The organism is Halomonas icarae (assembly GCF_009901955.1).
Lineage (GTDB): Bacteria > Pseudomonadota > Gammaproteobacteria > Pseudomonadales > Halomonadaceae > Halomonas > Halomonas icarae.
Window position 1 is genome coordinate 180,621 of the sequence record NZ_WUTS01000001.1, and the last position, 18,624, is coordinate 199,244.

At 67.7% G+C, this 18,624-nt stretch carries 17 protein-coding genes; 8 read left to right on the top strand and 9 right to left on the bottom strand.

Going from position 1 to position 18,624, the window contains the following annotated elements:
• Positions 1 to 36: 36 nt before the first annotated feature.
• The 3 genes from GRB80_RS00905 to GRB80_RS00915 all read left to right on the top strand — a co-directional run bounded on the left by GRB80_RS00905 (position 37) and on the right by GRB80_RS00915 (position 3,944).
• Entirely contained in the window at positions 37 to 1,158 is a 1,122-nt protein-coding gene (locus tag GRB80_RS00905; protein WP_161422221.1) for a putative 2-aminoethylphosphonate ABC transporter ATP-binding protein, read from the top strand.
• Entirely contained in the window at positions 1,155 to 2,846 is a 1,692-nt protein-coding gene (locus tag GRB80_RS00910; protein WP_161422222.1) for a putative 2-aminoethylphosphonate ABC transporter permease subunit, read from the top strand. Before GRB80_RS00905 ends, GRB80_RS00910 begins: the two co-directional genes overlap by 4 nt.
• Before the next feature lie 201 nt (positions 2,847 to 3,047).
• On the top strand, positions 3,048 to 3,944 hold the full coding sequence (locus GRB80_RS00915; protein WP_161422223.1) for an EamA family transporter: 897 nt from the start codon (positions 3,048 to 3,050) through the stop codon (positions 3,942 to 3,944).
• 82 nt (positions 3,945 to 4,026) lie between these two features.
• Here the strand turns inward: GRB80_RS00915 and GRB80_RS00920 are convergent, their stop codons facing one another.
• A complete protein-coding gene (locus tag GRB80_RS00920; RefSeq protein ID WP_161422224.1) occupies positions 4,027 to 4,605 on the bottom strand; it encodes an HD domain-containing protein in 579 nt (192 codons plus the stop codon).
• Complete coding sequence (tmpA, locus tag GRB80_RS00925) at positions 4,602 to 5,759, bottom strand: 2-trimethylaminoethylphosphonate dioxygenase (RefSeq protein ID WP_161422225.1); 1,158 nt, start codon at positions 5,757 to 5,759, stop codon at positions 4,602 to 4,604. The genes GRB80_RS00920 and tmpA overlap by 4 nt, the downstream gene beginning before the upstream one ends.
• A gap of 105 nt (positions 5,760 to 5,864) precedes the next feature.
• Between tmpA and GRB80_RS00930 the strand changes: the two genes are divergently transcribed.
• Positions 5,865 to 6,752 carry a LysR family transcriptional regulator gene (locus GRB80_RS00930; RefSeq protein WP_237561894.1) on the top strand — a complete coding sequence of 296 codons (888 nt, stop codon included), beginning with the start codon at positions 5,865 to 5,867 and terminating at the stop codon, positions 6,750 to 6,752.
• A gap of 48 nt (positions 6,753 to 6,800) precedes the next feature.
• Here the strand turns inward: GRB80_RS00930 and mapR are convergent, their stop codons facing one another.
• Positions 6,801 to 8,210, bottom strand: coding sequence for a GntR family transcriptional regulator MpaR (mapR, locus tag GRB80_RS00935; RefSeq protein ID WP_161424190.1), 1,410 nt, complete (start codon positions 8,208 to 8,210; stop codon positions 6,801 to 6,803).
• 228 nt (positions 8,211 to 8,438) lie between these two features.
• Here mapR and ccoG point away from each other — a divergent pair, with 228 nt between their 5' ends.
• Positions 8,439 to 9,878 carry a cytochrome c oxidase accessory protein CcoG gene (ccoG, locus tag GRB80_RS00940; protein ID WP_161422227.1) on the top strand — a complete coding sequence of 480 codons (1,440 nt, stop codon included), beginning with the start codon at positions 8,439 to 8,441 and terminating at the stop codon, positions 9,876 to 9,878.
• Between the two features lie 16 nt (positions 9,879 to 9,894).
• Here ccoG and GRB80_RS00945 read toward each other — a convergent pair whose 3' ends face one another.
• Both GRB80_RS00945 and GRB80_RS00950 read right to left on the bottom strand, forming a co-directional pair.
• Entirely contained in the window at positions 9,895 to 13,008 is a 3,114-nt protein-coding gene (locus tag GRB80_RS00945; RefSeq protein WP_161422228.1) for an efflux RND transporter permease subunit, read from the bottom strand.
• Positions 13,008 to 14,102, bottom strand: coding sequence for an efflux RND transporter periplasmic adaptor subunit (locus GRB80_RS00950; protein ID WP_161422229.1), 1,095 nt, complete (start codon positions 14,100 to 14,102; stop codon positions 13,008 to 13,010). The genes GRB80_RS00945 and GRB80_RS00950 overlap by 1 nt, the downstream gene beginning before the upstream one ends.
• A 248-nt stretch (positions 14,103 to 14,350) precedes the next feature.
• Between GRB80_RS00950 and GRB80_RS00955 the strand changes: the two genes are divergently transcribed.
• The 3 genes from GRB80_RS00955 to GRB80_RS00965 are packed head-to-tail and all read left to right on the top strand — an operon-like array spanning position 14,351 to position 16,395.
• Entirely contained in the window at positions 14,351 to 15,526 is a 1,176-nt protein-coding gene (locus tag GRB80_RS00955; RefSeq protein ID WP_161422230.1) for a BaiN/RdsA family NAD(P)/FAD-dependent oxidoreductase, read from the top strand.
• A gap of 21 nt (positions 15,527 to 15,547) precedes the next feature.
• On the top strand, positions 15,548 to 15,925 hold the full coding sequence (locus tag GRB80_RS00960) for a guanyl-specific ribonuclease (RefSeq protein ID WP_161422231.1): 378 nt from the start codon (positions 15,548 to 15,550) through the stop codon (positions 15,923 to 15,925).
• Complete coding sequence (locus GRB80_RS00965; protein WP_161422232.1) at positions 15,922 to 16,395, top strand: barstar family protein; 474 nt, start codon at positions 15,922 to 15,924, stop codon at positions 16,393 to 16,395. Before GRB80_RS00960 ends, GRB80_RS00965 begins: the two co-directional genes overlap by 4 nt.
• Before the next feature lie 11 nt (positions 16,396 to 16,406).
• Here GRB80_RS00965 and GRB80_RS00970 read toward each other — a convergent pair whose 3' ends face one another.
• From GRB80_RS00970 to GRB80_RS00985, 4 genes are all read right to left on the bottom strand, one after another.
• A complete protein-coding gene (locus GRB80_RS00970) occupies positions 16,407 to 16,700 on the bottom strand; it encodes a YqjK family protein (protein WP_161422233.1) in 294 nt (97 codons plus the stop codon).
• On the bottom strand, positions 16,690 to 17,097 hold the full coding sequence (locus GRB80_RS00975) for a phage holin family protein (RefSeq protein ID WP_161422234.1): 408 nt from the start codon (positions 17,095 to 17,097) through the stop codon (positions 16,690 to 16,692). The genes GRB80_RS00970 and GRB80_RS00975 overlap by 11 nt, the downstream gene beginning before the upstream one ends.
• On the bottom strand, positions 17,097 to 17,420 hold the full coding sequence (locus GRB80_RS00980) for an ElaB/YgaM/YqjD family protein (protein WP_161422235.1): 324 nt from the start codon (positions 17,418 to 17,420) through the stop codon (positions 17,097 to 17,099). The genes GRB80_RS00975 and GRB80_RS00980 overlap by 1 nt, the downstream gene beginning before the upstream one ends.
• A 76-nt stretch (positions 17,421 to 17,496) precedes the next feature.
• Positions 17,497 to 18,555, bottom strand: coding sequence for a phospholipase A (locus GRB80_RS00985; RefSeq protein WP_161422236.1), 1,059 nt, complete (start codon positions 18,553 to 18,555; stop codon positions 17,497 to 17,499).
• Positions 18,556 to 18,624: the final 69 nt, after the last annotated feature.

Sequence of the window (18,624 nt, forward strand, 5' to 3'; positions counted from 1 at the left end):
CCCGGCGTCGCGCGCCGGGGCTTGGAGTCCTTCTGCATGACCACCCTGACCGTTCCCCAGACCGATTCGGTGCACGCCGGCGTCGCCGATGCCGGCATTCATCTCGAGATCGCCGGCCTGACCAAGCGCTACGGGCAGTTCACGGCCCTGCGCGATATCGATCTGGCCATTCGCGAGGGCGAGTTCGTCTGCTTCCTGGGGCCTTCGGGCTGCGGCAAGACGACCCTGCTGCGCGCGATTGCCGGCCTGGCGCCTCAGAGCGCGGGGCGCATCGTGCAGTGCGGCCGCGACATCTCGCGGCTGCCGCCCCAGGCGCGGGACTTCGGCATCGTCTTCCAGTCCTATGCGCTCTTTCCCAACCTCACCGTGTTCGACAACGTGGCCTATGGGCTGCGCAACCGTCGCGACGAGCGTCACCTGATGCGTCAGCGCGTCGCCGAACTGCTGGCCCTGGTGGACCTGAGCGGCAGCGAGGGCAAGTACCCGGCGGCGCTCTCCGGTGGCCAGCAGCAGCGTGTGGCGCTGGCGCGCGCCCTGGCCACCGAGCCGGGTCTGCTGCTGCTCGATGAGCCGCTGTCCGCTCTGGATGCCCGGGTGCGCGTGCATCTGCGCAGCCAGATCAAGGCGCTGCAGGCGCGCCTGGGGGTGACCACCATCATGGTGACCCACGACCAGGAGGAGGCCCTGGCCATGGCCGATCGCATCGTGGTGATGAACCACGGCGTGATCGAGCAGGTGGGCACGCCGGCCGAGATCTACCGGCATCCCGCCAGCGCCTTCGTGGCCGAGTTCATCGGCAGCATGAACTTTCTCGATTGCCGCCCCGAGGGCGGTCACGGCCTGCGCCTCGGCGAGCAGCGCCTGGAGTGCGCGGCCCATCACTGCGCCGATCATGATCGGGTGCGGCTGGCCATTCGCCCCGAGGCGGTGGAGCTGTGTGCGCGGGATGAGGGGCTCTCGGCCCGGGTCGATCACGTCGAGTTCCTGGGCGCCTTCCTGCGCGTCAGCCTCACTCTCGAGGCGTGCCGCCAGACGGTGACCGCAGACATCGCCGTGCGCGATGGCGAGCGCCTGGGGCTGACCCCGGGGGTGACCCTCGGCGTTCGCCTGCCGGCCGAGGCGGTGCGCCTCTTCCCCAGTGGGGAGGTCCGGGCATGATTGCAGGTGTCTCTTCCTGGTCCGCTCGGCTCTCCGGCGAGTCCCTGATTCGACTGCTGGCGCTGCTGCTGGCGCTGGGCCTGCTGGTGGTGGGGCTGCTCTTTCCGCTGGCCGCGATGCTGGTCAAGAGCGTGCAGGATCGCGCCGGCGACTTTGTGGGCCTGGCCAACTTCGTCCGCTATGTGCAGACCCCGGCCCTGGCCGGCTCGATCGTCAACTCTCTGACCATCGCACTGACCAGCACCGCAATCGTGGTGGGCCTGGCCTTCCTCTGCGCCTACGGCATCACCCGCACCTGCATGCCGGGCAAGCGGCTGTTCCGCATGCTGGCCGTGTTGCCGATTCTCGCCCCCTCGCTGCTGCCGGCCATCAGCTTGGTCTACCTGTTCGGCAACCAGGGCTGGTTTCGTGAGGTGCTGATGGGAGAGAGCATCTACGGTCCCATCGGCATCGTCATGGGGCTCTGTTTCTGGATCTTCCCCCATGCGCTGATGATTCTGACCACGGCGCTGGCCAACAGCGACGCGCGCCTCTACGAGGCCGCGGAAGCCCTGGGCACGCCGAAGTGGCGCAGCTTTCTCACCATCACCCTGCCGGGCGCCCGCTACGGGCTGATCTCCTGTGCCTTCGTGGCCTTCACCCTGGCGATCACCGACTTCGGGATACCCAAGATCATCGGCGGACAGTTCAGCGTGCTGGCCACCGATGTCTACCGTCAGGTGGTGGGGCAGCAGAACTTCCAGATGGGCGCGGTGGTCAGCGTGATCCTGCTGGCGCCGGCGCTGCTCTCCTTCGTGGTGGACCGCTGGATCCAGCGCCGCCAGGTGGCCCAGCTCTCGGCCCGTGCGGTGCCCTGGCAGCCGAGCCCGAGCCCGCTTCGGGACTGGACCTTCGCCGCCATCTGTTACGGCGTGGGGGCGATCATACTGACGGTGATCGGTACCGCCATCTATGCCTCCCTGGTGCAGTTCTGGCCCTACGACCTGTCGCTGACGTTCAAACACTACGCCTTCGAGGCCCTGGCCGGCGGCGGCTGGACCGCCTGGTTCAACTCCCTGACGCTCGCCTTCTCGGTGGCGACGATCGGCACCCTGGTGATCTTCTTCAACGCCTGGCTGATCGAGAAGAGCGACGGTTACCGCGCGCTGCGCCAGGGGCTGCACTTCCTGGCCATGCTGCCCATGGCGGTGCCGGGCATGGTGCTGGGCCTGGCCTACATCTTCTTCTTCAACCAGGCCGACAATCCGCTGAACTGGATCTACGGCACCCTGATCATCCTGGTGCTCAACACCCTGGTGCACTTCTACACCGTCTGCCACCTCACCTCGGTGACCGCGCTCAAGCAGCTCGACCCCGAGTTCGAGGCGGTGGGGGCTTCGCTCAAGGTGCCGTTCTGGACCACCTTTCGTCGCGTGACCCTGCCGGTCTCGCTGCCGGCGGTGCTGGATATCTCGGTCTACCTGTTCGTCAACGCCATGACCACGGTGTCGGCGGTGGTCTTCCTCTACACCAGCGACACGCGCCTGGCCTCGGTGGCGGTGATGCACCTCGACGAGGCCGGCTACTTCGCCAGTGCCGCGGCCATGGCGGTGCTGATCTTCTTCACTTCGCTGACGGTCAAGCTGGCCCATGCGGCGATCAGCCATCTGCTGCTGACCCGCGCCCAGCGCTGGCGACAGGCGAGCTAGACCCGCCGGCCCGGTGATTCCGGGCGCCCGAGGCGATCATCGCTCCTATCGATGCTGTCCCGGTCTCCTGGCCGGGGCAGCCCACTTTTGCAAGGAGAGTGTCATGCGACCCGCTTGGTTGACCTGGGCCCTGGCGGGCCTTTCACGGCGGATGGATGGACGGGCCGGCGCGGCGCTGGGCCCGCCCGTCCGGCGCGCGTCATGAGTCCCGCGGCACTGGGGCTCGTGCTGCTGTCGGTGTGCCTGCATGCCGGCTGGAACCTGATGGGCAAGGGGAGGGCGCCGTCGCTGGCCTTCTTCCTGCTGGCGATAGGGTGTGGGGCGCTGGCGCTGGCACCGCTGCTGTGGCTGGGGCCGTCGCCGACGCGGCTGCCCTTGGCGTTCTGGGGCTGGCTGGTGGCCTCGGGGCTGTGCCAGATGCTCTACCTGGGCGGCCTGGCCTGGGCCTATGCCCGCGGCGAGGTCAGCGTGCTCTATCCCATGGCCCGTGCCCTGCCGGTGGTGCTGGTGCCCCTGGTCTCGGTGGGCGTGCTCGGCAGCCGCGCCCTGACGCCCCTGGACCTTGCCGGCATGGGGCTGATCGTGATTGGCGCGCTGTGCCTGCCCCTGACGAGCCCGCGGGCGCTGCGGCCCTCGACCTACCTGACCCCGGCGTTCGGCTTCGCCCTGCTGGCGGCGGTGGCCACCGCCGGCTACTCGCTGATCGACAACCGGGCCCTGGCGCTGATGATGGCGAGTGGCTACTCGAGCCTCGCCGCCGGCAGCCACTTCATGGTGCTCCAGGCGCTGATGACCCTGGCCTGGGGCCTGCCCGCGGTGCTGCTGCTGCCCGCCGAACGGTGCCGCCTCACCGCGCTCTGGGACGGGGAGCGATCTGCAATGGCGCTGACCGGTGTCATGATGCTCACCACCTACGGCCTGGTGCTGGTGGCCATGGCCCTTACCGAGGAGGTGAGCCTGGTCGTCGCCATACGCCAGCTGTCGATCCCGCTCGGCGTGCTGCTCGGCGTGTGGTGGCTGCGCGAACGCGCGGCACCGGCCAAGTGGCTCGGGACCGCACTGATGCTCGCTGGGCTGTGGGTGGTGGCGCTGCCCTGAGGCGAAGAGGGGGAGGGTGATGGAGGCGGCGGCGTCTGGTGGGACGCCGCCGTATGCCCGCCCGAGCGGGCGGGGGAGACGATCAGCTCGCCCGGCGGGCGTGGGCCTCGATCAGGCGCCGCACCCGATGGGCGAAGTGGGCGAAGTCCGGCGTCCGGCGCCCGGCTTCCTTGCCGGCATCGTCCAGCAGGCGCACCTTGAGGATGGCTTCCAGGTGGGGGTGGCGGGCGAAGTCCGCCGCCTCCTCGGTGCTCATGGGGCCGCCCTGGAGGCGCAGGGAGTGCTGCGAGGCCTTTGACAGGGTATCGGCATAGGTCGGGTCGACCGCGCAGAGGTAGCGCTTGGCGGCCACATGCTCGCGAATGCAGGCGACCACCGCCGGCGGCAAATGTGCCTCCACCAGGGCGGCGCCGGTGCTCTCGTGGCAGCGATCCTCGGTGTCAGTCAGGGCGAAGGTGCCGCGATCCCCGGCAAAGTGGCCGATGTCGTGGAGCAGGGCGGCGACGATGATCTCGTCGCTCTCGCCCTGCTGTTCGGCCAGCCAGGCCCCCTGCAGCATGTGCTCGGCCATGGTGACCGACTCGCCGAGGTAGCTCTTGGCACCCTGCTCGGCGAAGAGGGCGGCGAGGGTCTCGACGACGGTATCCGGCGTGTGGCTCATGCGGCGTCTCCTTGGGCGTCGGCTTCCAGGCAGGCGAGGGTGGAGAGCAGGCCGTCGCGGTCGGCGTAGCAGCCCTGCAGCCAGCGCGACCCCTCGCCGGAGTAGCCGGTGCGCGCGTGCAGCACCCGGGTGTTGTCTACCAGGAAGGCCTCGCCGGGGGCGAGCTTGAAGGTCACGCCCATCTCGGGGGACTCGAGGATCTCGCCGAGGCGGCGATAGGCGGCGTAGTAGGCGGCCATGTCGGCGAAGGGGATGTCGGTGAAGGGGGCCGCGGAGCGGTTGTTGAAGCGGATGCCGATCAGCTCGCCGTCCGGAGCCAGCTCGATCATCGGGCGTCGGGCCTGCAGGCAGACGTCGCCGAGGCCGCGATACTCGAAGCGGGCGCAGTAGCCGGCCAGCAGCTCGAAGCCGCGCGGATCCTCCTCGCGCAGGCGCTGGGCGGCGCGAAAGCCGTCCACCACCCGGTTGTCGCCGCCGGTCGCGGAGTTCTCCAGGCAGTAGAGCAGCTGCAGGGTCGGCGCCGGATCCCGATAGGGGTTATCGGTGTGGGCCGGCAGGCCGAGGCCGGTGAAGGCCAGGTTGGTCGGGGCGATCTCGCTGCGCACCTCGAAGTAGCGGCCGTAGTTGGTCTCCCGGACGAAGCCGAACTGGGCCACCACGTCGAGCAGGGCGCCGTCCTCGAGCGGCCCGCCGGTGAGCTTGCCGATGCCGTAGCGGCGAATGTCGGCGAGCCACCGGCGCTTGGCGTCGTCGCGGCCCAGGGCCGTGATATCGGCCGTGATATCGGCGGTGGGCAGGCGCTCGGCTAGCGAGGCGTCCCAGGTCTCTGCGTGCGCGTCGAGCCAGCCGCGGCGGGCGGGCGGTTCGCGATCGTAGGCATGCTGCCAGAGCCAGACGCCGTCATAGGTGAACTCGCGCCCCTCCGGGGCCATGGTCACGATCAGGCAGCCCGCGTCCACCCGCGCCTCGGTCAGCCGCAGGGGGGCGGGGATATCGGCGAGGCTGATCAGGCGCTGGCCGTTGTCGGGCGAGCGGGTGGCGGCGTCCTGGGCGTTGTCGCGCAGCCAGACGCCATGGAAGCGGCGTCGCTCGCCCTGCTGGAAGGTCAGCAGGACGGCCTGGCCGTGGTCGATCAGTTCGGCGGTCTCGAGCATGGGGCTCTCCATGACACTGTGAGATGGATGGATGCCTGGCTATTTGACGCTGCCGATGGCATAACGACAATCAACGGTTTTTGGGGTGAGAGGTGCAAATTTCTTATGGCTGAATCCACCGCCCTGCTGCCCTCTCTGGAGTGGGTCCGGGTCTTCGAAGCGGCGGCGCGGCTGGGCAGCTTCACCGCCGCGGCCCGGGAACTGGGGCTGACCCAGGCCGCCGTCAGCCAGCGCATCCGGCACCTGGAGGAGCGGCTGGGGGTATCGCTGTTCGAGCGCCAGGCACGGGGGGTGACGCTGTCGCTGCAGGGCGAGGCCTGGCTGCCCCACGTGCAGCAGGCGCTCGAGCGGCTCACCCACAGCGCCGACAGCCTCTTCGCGGCGCCCCGCACCCGGCTCAGCCTGATGGCCTCGGCCTCGCTGATCGAGCTCTGGATCGTCCCCCGCCTGGCCGCGCTGCAGGCCGAGCTGCCCCGGCGACAGCTGGTCCTTGCCACCATGCACCGCTGGCCGGACTACGCCCAGGCGGAGGCCGACCTGGACATCCGCTTCGGCGAGGGCGACTGGCCGGAGCGGGTCGGCCACCGGCTGTTCGGCGAGGTGCTCACACCCATGGCGACGCCGGCGCTGCTGGCCGGCGTCGACGACTGGCGGCGCCTGCCGCGCATCGCCGTGGCCGGTCCGCGGCTGGGCTGGCGGGAGTGGGATCAGCGAGTGGAGGAGGGCCCCGGCCCGATGCCGGTGCTGCGCCTGGACAGCCTGACCCAGGCCCTGCGCGCCGCCGAGGCCGGCGCCGGGGTGCTGCTGGGCTCGCTGCCCCTCTGCCAGGCGGCGCTGCAGGCCGGGCGGCTTCAACGCGCGAGCCCCGAGACGCTGCCCATGACCGAGGGCTACTGGCTGACCCGATCCGGCGCCCGCCCTGCTGGGCGCGAGGTCGAGCGGGTGCTGGCGGTCCTGCGGCCCGTGGAAGTCATCACCGGTCGAGGAGGATGAGCAGGCTGTAGCGAAATAGCGGATCAGCAGCAGAGAGTCTGCCGCGCGTCAGAATGAGGCGAGCAGCCGCTCGAGAGCCTCCATGGCCCGCTCGCTGCGTTCCGTCCACGGGTGGCCGTAGCTCAGGCGCGCGCAGTGCTGAAAGCCCTGGGTAGCCGAGAAGATGGGCCCCGGGGCCAGGCTGACGCCCTGGTCCAGCGCCATGCGAAACAGGCGCAGCGAGTCAACACGCTCCGGAAACTCGACCCACAGGAAGTAGCCGCCGTCGGGCCGAGTGATGCGGGTGTCGCTGGGAAAGTGCCGGTCGGCGGCGGCCAGCATGGCGGTCTGCTGCGTCTCCAGGGCATGGCGCAGCGTGCGTAGGTGTCGGTCGTAGCCGCCGCGCTGCAGGTAGTCGGCGATGGCTGCCTGGGCCGGTACCGACGGCGAGAGAGTGGTCATCAGCTTTAGGCGCGAGATCGCCGAGGCGAAGCGCCCGCCCGCCACCCAGCCGACGCGGTAGCCCGGCGCCAGGCACTTCGAGAAGGAGCCGCAGTGCATCACCAGGCCCTCGTCGTCGAGAGCCTTCACGGGCATCGGTGGCGTGCTGCCGAAGTACAGCTCGGCATAGGCGTCATCCTCGAGCATGGGCAGCCGGTGGCGCTTCAGCAAGGCGTAGAGGTGACGCTTGCGCTCATCGCTGAGACTGGCGCCCTGCGGGTTCTGCAGGTGGCTCATGAACCAGCAGGCCTTGATGGGCAGTGTCGCCAGGCGCGCCTCGAGGATATCGAGGTCGATGCCTTCACGAGGATGCACCGGGATCTCCACAGCCTTCAGCTCTAGCCGTTCCAGCACCTGAAGACTCGCGTAGAAGGCCGGCGCCTCGATGGCCACCAGATCCCCCGGCTGAGTGACGCACTGCAGACCCAGGTTCAGCGCCTCCATGGCACCATTGGTGATCACCAGCTCCTCCAGGGGCAGCTGCACGCCGCCGAGCATGTAGCGCAGGGCGATCTGGCGGCGAAGATCGGGATGGCCGGCAGTCATGTCGGTGATCATCGCGTCGGGCGACAGCTCGCGTAGCCCCCGCGCCATGCTGCTGGCCAGGCGCGACAGGGGAAAGAGCTCGGGGCTTGGAAAGGCCGAGCCGAAGGGCACCGTGCTGGTGTCCTGAAGAGAGTCGAGCACCGAGAAGACCAGCTCGCTGACCTCCACCAGGGCGGGATCCGCCCGCTGCACGCAGACCCGAGGTTCCTCCATCAGACGCCATGCGTGTTCGCGCACGAAATAGCCTGAGCGGGCCCGCGCCTTGATCAGCCCCCGATTCTCCAGCAGGTAGTAGGCCTGGAACACGGTCGAGGGACTGATGCCGTGGCGCTGACTAGCCTGGCGCACCGAGGGGATGCGCTCCCCGGGCGCCAGCACGCCCTGACGGATCAGCGTCGCAATCTTGTCGGCAAACTGCTCGTAGCGCTTCATCGGCGTCGATTCCGGCGAGTCGAGGGGCATCAGCATACCTTACTCGAGACGCTCGCCGCGAAAACAGGTTTGGCCTGGAGGAGAAACCGCAGCACAGCAGCCAATGCCGCAACAGGCCGAGCAAAATGCATCTGATATGGTTTTTTGATCGAAAACTGAGTCTGTTGTGCACAGCAACCCGCGCGCATAGTGCAGGCATCGCCAGCCTGCCTTCTCCTGGATACCGATATGACACAACGCATTCCCCTGCACGACCTGGCGCCCGAGGCCGGTGTTGGTCGGCACGACCCCGCCGGCACCCCACCGCGAGGGAGGCCCGCCACGCGCACGCACCTCTACGTCCGCGAGATCCGGGGCGTCTTCCAGCGTCTGCGACGCCGAGCGAACTGGGGTCTGATGGCGCTCTACCTCGTGCTGCCCTGGATCCGCTGGGGGGAGCGCCCCCTGGTCTGGTTCGACCTGCCGAGTCGCGAGTTTCACCTCTTCAGCGCCACCTTCTATCCCCAGGACTTCATCCTGCTGGCCTGGCTGCTGATCGTCTGCGCCTTCGGCCTCTTTCTGATCACCGTGCTCGCCGGGCGCGTCTGGTGCGGCTACGCCTGTCCGCAGAGCGTCTGGACCTTCCTGTTCATCTGGTTCGAGCATCGCCTCGAGGGCCCGCGTCACCGGCGGATGCGTCGCGACCGTGCCCCCCGGCGCTTCGATACCCTGTGGCGCAAGGCCGTCAAGCATGGCGCCTGGCTGACCATCGCCTTCATCACCGGGCTGACCTTCGTCGGCTACTTCACGCCGATCCGCGACCTCGTGAGCGATCTGGCGACCCTCGAGATGGGCCCCTGGGCGCTGTTCTGGATCGGTTTCTTCACGCTCTTCACCTACCTCAATGCGGGCTGGCTGCGCGAACAGGTGTGTCTCCACATGTGTCCCTACGCCCGTTTCCAGTCGGTAATGTTCGACCCCAACACCCTGATCGTCTCCTACGACGCCGCTCGGGGCGAGCCGCGCCGCGATCGTCGGCACAAGGCCGGCGGCCAGAGCGTGCCGACGGGCGACTGCATCGACTGCGAGCAGTGCGTGCAGGTCTGCCCCACCGGCATCGACATCCGCGACGGCCTGCAGTACGAATGCATCGGCTGCGCCGCTTGCATCGATGCCTGCGACGATGTAATGGAGCGAATCGGCAAACCACGCGGCCTGGTGCGCTACACCACCGAGAGGGCCCTGGCCGGCAAGGCCTCGCATATCCTGCGCCCCCAGCTAGTGGGCTACGCCATTGGGCTTGCCGTGATGATCGCCCTGATAGTGGCGTTTATGGTCGAGCGCACGCCCCTGCAGTTCGAGATCGAACGGGATCGCCAGCGGCTGTTTACTCAGGTCGCAGAGGGGCGCGTCGTCAACCACTACACCCTGACCCTGCGCAATCAGGACGACCGGGCGCATCGCTTTCACCTCGCGGCCACCGGCCTGCCGGCCCTCTCCCTGATCGGCCCCGAGGTCATGGCGGTGGAAGCGAATAGCACCCAGCGCTGGCGGGTCGCGCTCGAGGCTGCCCCCGAGGCCCTGAGCCGACCGAGCCACCCCGTCACACTGAGGGTCGTCGCCGCCGGTGACGGTGCCCTGGCGATCGAGCGCGAGACACGCTTCCTCGGGCCATCCGATCCGCACTGAGCGCTGGACAGCGGGTTCAAGGTCCCTCCGGGGCGGCCTCCATTTCACGCTCCAGGCGTTTGGTAACGTCACCGGGCGAACCGGTGCGCCGCGCCAGCAGGTCGTAGGCCACCGGTACCACGAACAGGGTGAACAGGGTGGCGGCGGCCAGGCCACAGAGGATGACGATGCCGATCACCAGGCGCGTCTCGGCGCCGGCACCACTGGAGATGATCAGCGGTATGGCGCCGGCCATGGTGGTAACGGCGGTCATCACGATGGGGCGCAGGCGGGTCACCGAGGCCTCCACCAGCGCCTCGTGGAAGCTCCAGCCCTGATCGCGCAGCTGGTTGGCGAACTCCACGATCAGGATGCCGTTCTTGGCGGCGAGCCCCACCAGCATCACCAGCCCCACCTGGCTGTAGATGTTCAGTGACTGGCCGGTGATGTAGAGCCCCAGCAGCGCGCCGCAGATCGCCAGGGGCACGCTGAGCATGATCACGAAGGGGTGCACGAAGCTCTCGAACTGGCCGGCCAGGACCAGGAAGACCACCACCAGGCCCAGGCCCAGCAGGAAGCCGGTGGCACTGCTCGCCTCCTGAAAGTCGCGAGAAGCCCCCTTGACGTCGGTCTGGGCCTCGGGGGGCAGCAGCTCGCGCACCGTCTCCTCCAGATAGCTCAGCGCCTCGCCCAGCGGATAGCCGTCGGCGAGGTCCGCCTCGAGGGTGATGGCACGCAGCCGGTTGAAGCGGTTCAGGGTGCTGGGACCGGCGAAGTCGGTCAGGCTCACCAGGCTGGCCAGGGGGATCAGCTCGCCGCTGCGTTGTGAGCGCACCCGCAGGCTCTCCAGGCTTTGCGGACTGGGCCGTGCGCCGGGCTCACCCTCGAGAATGACGTCGTACTCCTCGCCGTCATCGATATAGCGAGTGGCGGTGCGCCCCCCCAGCAGGGTCTCCAGGGTGCGCCCGATCTCGGTGACGGTGACCCCGAGCTCGGCGGCCCGCTGGTAGTCGATATCGACCTGGAGCTGGGGCTGGGTCTCTTCATAGTCGCTGTCCAGCCCGGTGAGGCGCGGATTGTCCTCGCGGATATGGGCGAAGAGGGTATCGCGCCAGGTCTCGAGCTCCTCGTAGCTGCCGCCACCGAGCACGAACTGCACGGGCTTCTCGACGCTGACCCCGAAGCCCTGACGCATCACCGGGAAGGCACGCACGCCGGGCAGGTCGGCCAACTTGCCACGAACCTCGGCCATGATCGCCCAGGCGGAACGGCGGCTGTCCCAGTCGGCCAGGTTGATGATGACGAAGCCGCTGTTGAAGTTCTCGATATTGCCCCAGCCGAGTGGCGCGCGCACCAGCACGCGATCGACCTCGCCATCCTCGATCATCGGCAGCAGTCGCGCCTCGATCTCGTCCATGTAGTCGAGCATGTAGTCGTAGGTGGCACCGGGGGGGCCGTTGACCAGCACCCAGAAGTTGCCGCGGTCCTCCCTGGGGGTGTACTCGTTGGGCAGCTCGGCGTTGAGCCAGAGCATGCCGCCGATCACCGCCACGAGCAGCGCCATCACCAGCAGGCGTAGCTTGAGGGCGCGCTCGAGCAGGCGGCGATAGATGCAGCGGGAGTGCTCCAGCGCCCACTGCACGCCCCGGGCGAGGCGGCCCTCGTGCAGGCTGGTCGTGAGGAGCTTGGATGCCATCATCGGCGTCAGGGTCAACGCCAGCAGGCTGGAGATGGCCACCGCGGCGGCAAGGGTCAGGGCGAACTCCGAGAAGAGCCGGCCGATATCGCCCTGCAGAAAGCTCAGCGGCATGAAGACAGCGATCAGTACCAGGGTGGTGGCGATCACCGCGAAGGCGATCTGGCGGGTACCGCGAAACGCCGCCACCAGCGGGGTTTCGCCATGATCATGCATGCGCCGATGGATGTTCTCCAGCACCACGATGGCGTCATCGACGATCAGGCCGATGGCCAGCACCAGGGCCAGCAGGGTGAGCAGGTTGATGGTGAAGCCCATCATGGCCAGGGCACCGAAGGTGCCGATCAGGGCGATGGGTACGGTCACCGCGGGGATCAGGGTGGTGCGCAGATTGCCCAGGAACAGGAAGATCGCCACCACTACCAGGCCCATGGCGATAAACAGGGTCTCCACCACCTGGGAGATGGCGCCCTCGACGAACACCGAGGCGTCGAAGTTGAGCGCCAGGGTCATGCCCTCGGGTAGCTTCGGCTGCTGGCGCGCCATCTCGGCCTGTACCTCGCGGGAGATCTCCAGCACGTTGGCGGTGGACTGCTTGACCATGCCCAGACCCACCAGTGGCGTGCCATTGCCCCGGAAGATGGTGCGCTCCTCCACGGCGCCGATCTCCACCCGGGCCACGTCACCCAGGCGTACCAGATAGCCGTTGTCGGCCTTGTCCAGCACCAGACTGCGGAAATCCTCCGGCGTCGCGAAGCCGCGTGGCAGGCGAACGATGAACTGTCGCTCGCTGGACTCGAGGGAGCCGCCGGGGAGCTCGACGTTATCGGCACGCAGCGCATCCTCGATGTCACCGGCGGTGAGGCCCCGGGCGGCCATGGCATCCGCATCCAGCCACACGCGCATGGCGTACTCGCGGCCGCCGCCGATGATGACCCGCGAGACCCCCGGCTGGATGGAGAAGCGGTCCACCAGGTAGCGGTTGGCGTAATCGGTGAGCTCGGCCATGGTGTAGCCCTCACCGGAGAGCGATAGCCAGATCACGACCTGGGAGCTGGAGTCGGCCTTCTCCACCTCGGGTGGGTCGGCCTCGTCGGGCAGATTGCCGGCGGCGTCGGAGATGCGGTCGCGGATATCGTTGGCGGCCGAGTCGATATCCCGGTCGAGGCCGAACTCGATATTGATGCTGGAACGCCCATCCCGGCTCGAGGAGGATATCACCTCGATACCGGAGACCCCGGCGATGCGATCCTCCAGCACCTGGGTGATACGTGCCTCCACCACGCTGGCCGAGGCGCCGGGGTAGCCGGTGTTGACGCTGACGATGGGTGGGTCGATGGTGGGGTACTCCTGCAGCGGCAAACGCTGAAGAGCGAGCAGGCCGAAGGCCACGATCAGGGCGGCCAGCACCGTGGCCAGCACCGGCCGCTGAACGGAGAGATCGGAGAGGCGCATCAGCCGCTGGCCCCCGCCGCATCACGGTCTCGACGCAACAGCTCGGATACGCTGGTGGTGTCGTCGAGAATGCCCAGCAGGCGGGTCGGCTGGCCGTCGCGCACTCGTTCGGTTCCGTGGGCCACCACCAGCTGCCCCGCCTTCAGGCCGGCGACAATTTCGACCTCCCCCTTGCGGCGGGCACCGATGGTGACCTCGCGACGCGTCACGCGATGCTCGTCATCCGGGGCCAGGGTCATCACGAACTGGCGGCGCCCCTCGGGGATCAGCGCCGACTCGGGGATCACCAGAGCCTGGCGCGCCTTACGCTGTACCACCACGTTCATCAACATCCCGGGGCGCAGCTTGCCCTCGGGATTGTCGATCAACGCCCGCACGGTCACGCTGCGGCTTACCGGGTCGACCCGGGTGCCGATGCTGGCGATCTCGGCGCCGAAGACGGTGTCCGGATAGGCGGCGCTGGTGGCGCTCAGTGCCAGCCCCGGGGAGATCTCGCCCAGCGTCAGCTCCGGCAGGGTGAAGTCGAGCTTCATCACGTCGAGCTTGTCCAGGGTCACAAGCTCGGTGCCCGGGGAGACCAGGGTCCCCACGCTGACATTGCGAAAGCCCACACGACCGCTGAAGGGAGCCCGCAGACGGTAGTCGCTGAGCCGCGCCTCCAGGGCCTGGATCTCGGCCTCGACCTGGCGCAGCCGCGAGCGGGCATCTTCCAGATCTCCCCGGGGGGCCAGGTTGCGCTGCTGCAGCTGGGTCAGGCGATTGACGGCATTGCGGCGCTCCTCACGCAACGCCTGGGCGGCGCGCAGGTCGGCCTGGGCCTCGTCATCGGCCAGGCGAACCAGCAGCTGACCCGCCTCGACCTCCTCGCCATCGCGGAAGTTGAGCTGTGCCACGGTATCGGTCACCGTGGCCGAGAGCGTGACGCTTTCATCGGCACGCAGGGTTCCCAGTGACGCCAGTGGGTCGGACCAGGCGTCCAGGTGCGCTTCGGCGGCGATCACCGCCGTGGGCTGCTGCGCCTGTAGCGGTGAGGCCACCGCCAGCAGCAGGCCCGACAGCAGGGTCAGTAAACGAAGGAGAGAGCGTAGCGGCATGGGGGCAATCTTGTCGGTAGGCGGTGGTCGGACAACGATCAACGGCGTTATCGAATAGCTTACTCGGGCGTGGCCATGAGAGTGTGGCAACTTTTCACAACTCGCTTTTCACAAGCCAGCGTGCCGCCCAAAGGAGTCCAATGTACAAGGCTTGTACACCACTGGCCACTCTCGGCGCTCGGCGATGAGGCTGCTAGAATGCGCGCCTCGCCGCAGGCGGTACGGGCAATGGCCGAGAGGAGAGCAGGGTGACATACGATGTAGTGGTGATCGGCGCCGGCGCCGCTGGGCTGATGTGTGCCCTGAATGCCGGCTATGCGGGGCGGCGGGTGCTGGTGGTGGACCATGCCAACAAGGCCGGCAAGAAGATCCTGATGTCCGGTGGGGGGCGTTGCAACTTCACCAACCTCAACTCCACACCGGCCAACTTCTTTTCGGGCAATCCCCACTTCTGCATCTCGGCGCTCAAGCGTTATCGGCCCGAGCACTTTCTGGAGCTGGTCGAGCGCCACGGGGTCGAGTATGTCGAGAAGGCCCCGGGGCAGCTGTTCTGCGCCGACTCCGCCAAGGAGATCCTGCGCGTGCTGCTGACCGAGTGCGACTGGGCGGGAGTGGAGATCCGCCTGAAGACGCGTATCGACTCGGTGGAGCGCCTGGGGGAGGGCGTTCGCCTGGCGACCTCCGCCGGCACGTTCGATGCCGGTGCGCTGGTGGTGGCCAGCGGTGGTCTCTCGATTCCCACCATGGGGGCCAGCGGCTTCGGCTACGAGATCGCTCGCCAGTTCGGGCTGCAGGTGACCGATACGCGTCCCGCGCTGGTGCCCTTCACCCTGACATCACAGTGGAAGGCGCGGGCCGAGGCGCTGGCCGGGGTAAGCTGCGAGGTGGAGGCCCGTTGCCGCGAAGGGCGTTATCGCGAGCCCATGCTGTTTACCCACCGCGGCGTGTCGGGCCCGGCCATGCTGCAGGTCTCCAGTCACTGGCAGCCCGGTGACGAGATCGTGATCGATCTGCTGCCCGGCGAAGACGCCTTCGCCGCGCTATGTGCGGCGCGCCAGGAGACGCCGAAGCGGCGCCTCTCTACCTGGCTGGGCGAGCGCCTGCCCAGGCGTCTCGCCCAGGCGCTGGTGGAGTGGCAGAACGATGACGGCGTGCTGGCCGAGTGTGGCAATGCGCGACTGCAGGGGTGGGCCGAGGCGCTCAATCGCTGGCGCCTCAAGCCCGCCGGCACAGAAGGGTGGCGCACCGCCGAGGTGACCCTGGGTGGGGTGGATACCAGTGCGGTATCCTCGCGGGACTTTGCGGTGGCGGGGTTGCCTCAGCTGCGCTTCATCGGGGAGGTGCTGGATGTGACCGGCGAGCTGGGGGGCCACAACTTCCAATGGGCCTGGGCCAGCGGTGTGGCCTGCGGCCAGAGCCTTTAAGCAGACGGGGTCCTGCCAATCATGAAGAAAGTGCTATTGGTGGCACTGCTGGCCCTGGCGGGGCTCAGCTGGCTCGAGGGGCAGTGGGAGGGGCGCGGCGGTGCAGAGCTCCCTGCCGTGGAGCAGCGCCTGCCGGGACAGGCGCAGATCGAGGCGACGCTACGGCTGATCGAGCGTGGCGGTCCCTTTCCCCACGACCAGGATGGCACGACCTTCTTTAACCGCGAGGGCAGGCTGCCGAAGGAGCCGCGGGGCTACTATCGCGAGTACACCGTGGAGACGCCGGGTCTCTCCCACCGTGGAGCGCGGCGTATCGTGACCGGCGGCAAGCCTCCCGAGGTCTTCTACTTCACCGATGACCACTACGACTCGTTTCGGGTACTGGAGGATCGACGTTGAGCACAACGAGCGAGAGTGGGGTTCTGGCACGCTATCTGAGCGTCCCGGCCCATGCCGGGGTGTACCGTCTGGAAGCCTCGCGGATCGAGACGCCTGTCGAGTCAGTGAGCGAGAAGAGGGGGAGTGCTGTTGCAGGGGTCGACTGGCGTCGGCTGTCGGCGGCACCCTACTGGAGTCGCGAGGCGCTGCTCGATGGCCTGGCGGCGAGCCTGGCGTTTCCCGACCACTTCGGGCGTAACTGGGATGCCGCCTGGGACTGCCTGACGGAGCTAGACTGGGGCGAGGAGCGGGCCCTGGTGGTGTTGGTGCCCGCGGCACCCGCCGATGAGGCCTCCATGGCGGCCTTCGTCGAGTTGATGCAGGATGCCGCCGAGCACTGGGCGGCCCGCGGTCATGCGTTGGTCACGCTGATAATCAGCGAGGCTCAGGTGGCAGCCGCGCTGCAGGCCGTGCCGGTATTGCCGCGGTAATCGGCGAGGTGTCAGCCCAGCAGTCGACGCAGGCGGTTGAACATCAGGGCACTGGCCGTCGCGCGGCGACCATAGCGTATTAGTCGACTATGATTCTTGCCGATCCCCAGCATCAGCACTCCCCCTATGGCATAGAGGGGGACCTTGAAGCGCATCAGTGCATGCCAGCCGCTGTCGATCGACTCGGCGGCGGTGTTCCAGCGGTTGACCGCGACCAGAATGTCCACCCGCTGCTGTTCGATGCGTGCCTCCAGCTCGGCCTTGCGCTGCGCTCGGCTGAGTGGCGCTTCGGTGTCAGCTGTCATGTCGGCCCTCCTTGCGCTCCTGCTCCAGCAGCTCCCGGTCGGTGGCAAGATGCTTGAGGGTGCTGGCAAGCAGGGTGCGCCTGCGCGCCAGCTGCATGACTCGCAGGCATAGCAGCAGGCCGCTGGACAGCAAGACCCCTGCGCTGACGGCGATGGCGGTCAAGCGGTAGCTGTCCCAGAAGAACACGATCACCAGGGTGGTGAGTACCGCGATGCCGAGCAGCAACAGGATCAGTGCCAGCCCCGCGAGCAGCAGCATGCCGACCAGGCGGGCGCGCTCCTCTTCCAGCTCCAGCACGGCGAGACGCAGGCGCGTCTCGCCGCTGGCCAGCAGGCTGCCCAGCAGGCGCCTGCCGGCAGTAAAGACACGCTGAGCCGGTCCCTGGCTGGATGCCATCAGCGCCGTCCGAGCAGCATGCCGATCACGATGCCTACGCCGGCGCCGATGCCGATGCTGGTCCAGGGGTTGTCGCGGACATAGCGATCACAGGCATCGACCTGATGGTCAATGGTCTCCCGCGCATCACCATAGATCTGCTCGCCGCGGGCCTCGAGGCGAGCACGAGTTTCCTTGAGCCGCTTCTCGGCTCTCTCACGCAGCTCCTTGATATTGCCGCGCGAATCATCGGCGGTGGCACTGACCATCTCCTCGATGGTCTGGGTGAGGTGCTGCAGGTCTTCCTTGAGTTGCGCGTTGGTTACCTGATTACGATTTGCCATTCGGGTCTTCCTGTGACGGTGGGTGACAGGTCCAGCATAGCAGCCGACATACGGCTTGGCAGTGAGACCGACAGGGCTAGCGCAGTATGCCGCTATTGGGAGAGAACAGCGGATTGAGGCTGAACCCCAGGCTGAGGCGTTGAGTGACCTGGTCGTAGTCGATGAGGCTCTCGCCGTAGCCATGGTAGTACTGTACATGGGCACGGACTCTACTGTCGAAGAGCGGCCAGGAGTAGTCGAGCTGCCCCCCCATATGGCCGGCCCCGGGGTTGCCGCGCAACAGCAGGCTGAGCTCGTCCTCATCGAAACGCCGGGCGAGGGTGATGTCGCCATAGCCCATGTAGCGCTCGATATCGGGGTTGTCATCATCCCCGGTGGTTTCTGGCAGGCGGTAGTGCGGTGCCAGGCTGACCGCCCAGTCGCCACGCTGGAAGACCGTCTCCAGGTAGAGGCGGTTCCAGCTGCGCGACAGCTCGTTGGAGCGGCCGTTGGATTGATGATTGATGGCCACACGGTTGCGTATATTGGCCCAGCCAAACACCTGCCAGTCGTTGTCGAAGCTGAGAAACACCTCGGGCTCATAGTTGGTCTCGCGGAACGGCGAGGAGTCGTCGGTATTATAGGCCTGCCACCAGCTGCGCTGGGTATAGGCGAAGTAGAGATCACCGGTTTTACCGAACAGTCCTTCGGACAGGGCGACCTTGGCACTGAACTGAAACTTCAGCTCGCTGCGCTCCATTCCATCCTCACCGGTCAAATCCACATAGGAGCCATGATTGGGCTTTCGATTGTAGGTGAGCGGAAACAGGTAGTTGCGCCGGTAGGCGGTGATGGCATAGGGGTTGCGGTTCGAGGCCTGCTCCAGCTGACGCCGGCCGGCGGCCTCGGCCACGGCAACATCGGCCGGGGCTAGCTGCTCCTGAGGCCAGACGAACTCCCTGGCGTTCGATATGTCATCGACTGGCTGGGTATCCATTGCATCGAGCCTGGCCTGCACTGCAGCGGCCTCGGTGTGAAGCTCGGCCAGGCGTGCCTCCAGCTCGGCGCGGCTGGTCGAGTCCGGTGCCGCCTGGGCCGTGCCGACGATCAAAAGAGCCTGACAGGCAAGGGCGGCGGTGCGAATCGGCGGGCGCATGGTGGTTTTCCAGGGTAATAAGGGGCTGGATGATCGTTCTACCACGCCCGGAAGACAAGTCAACCGCCG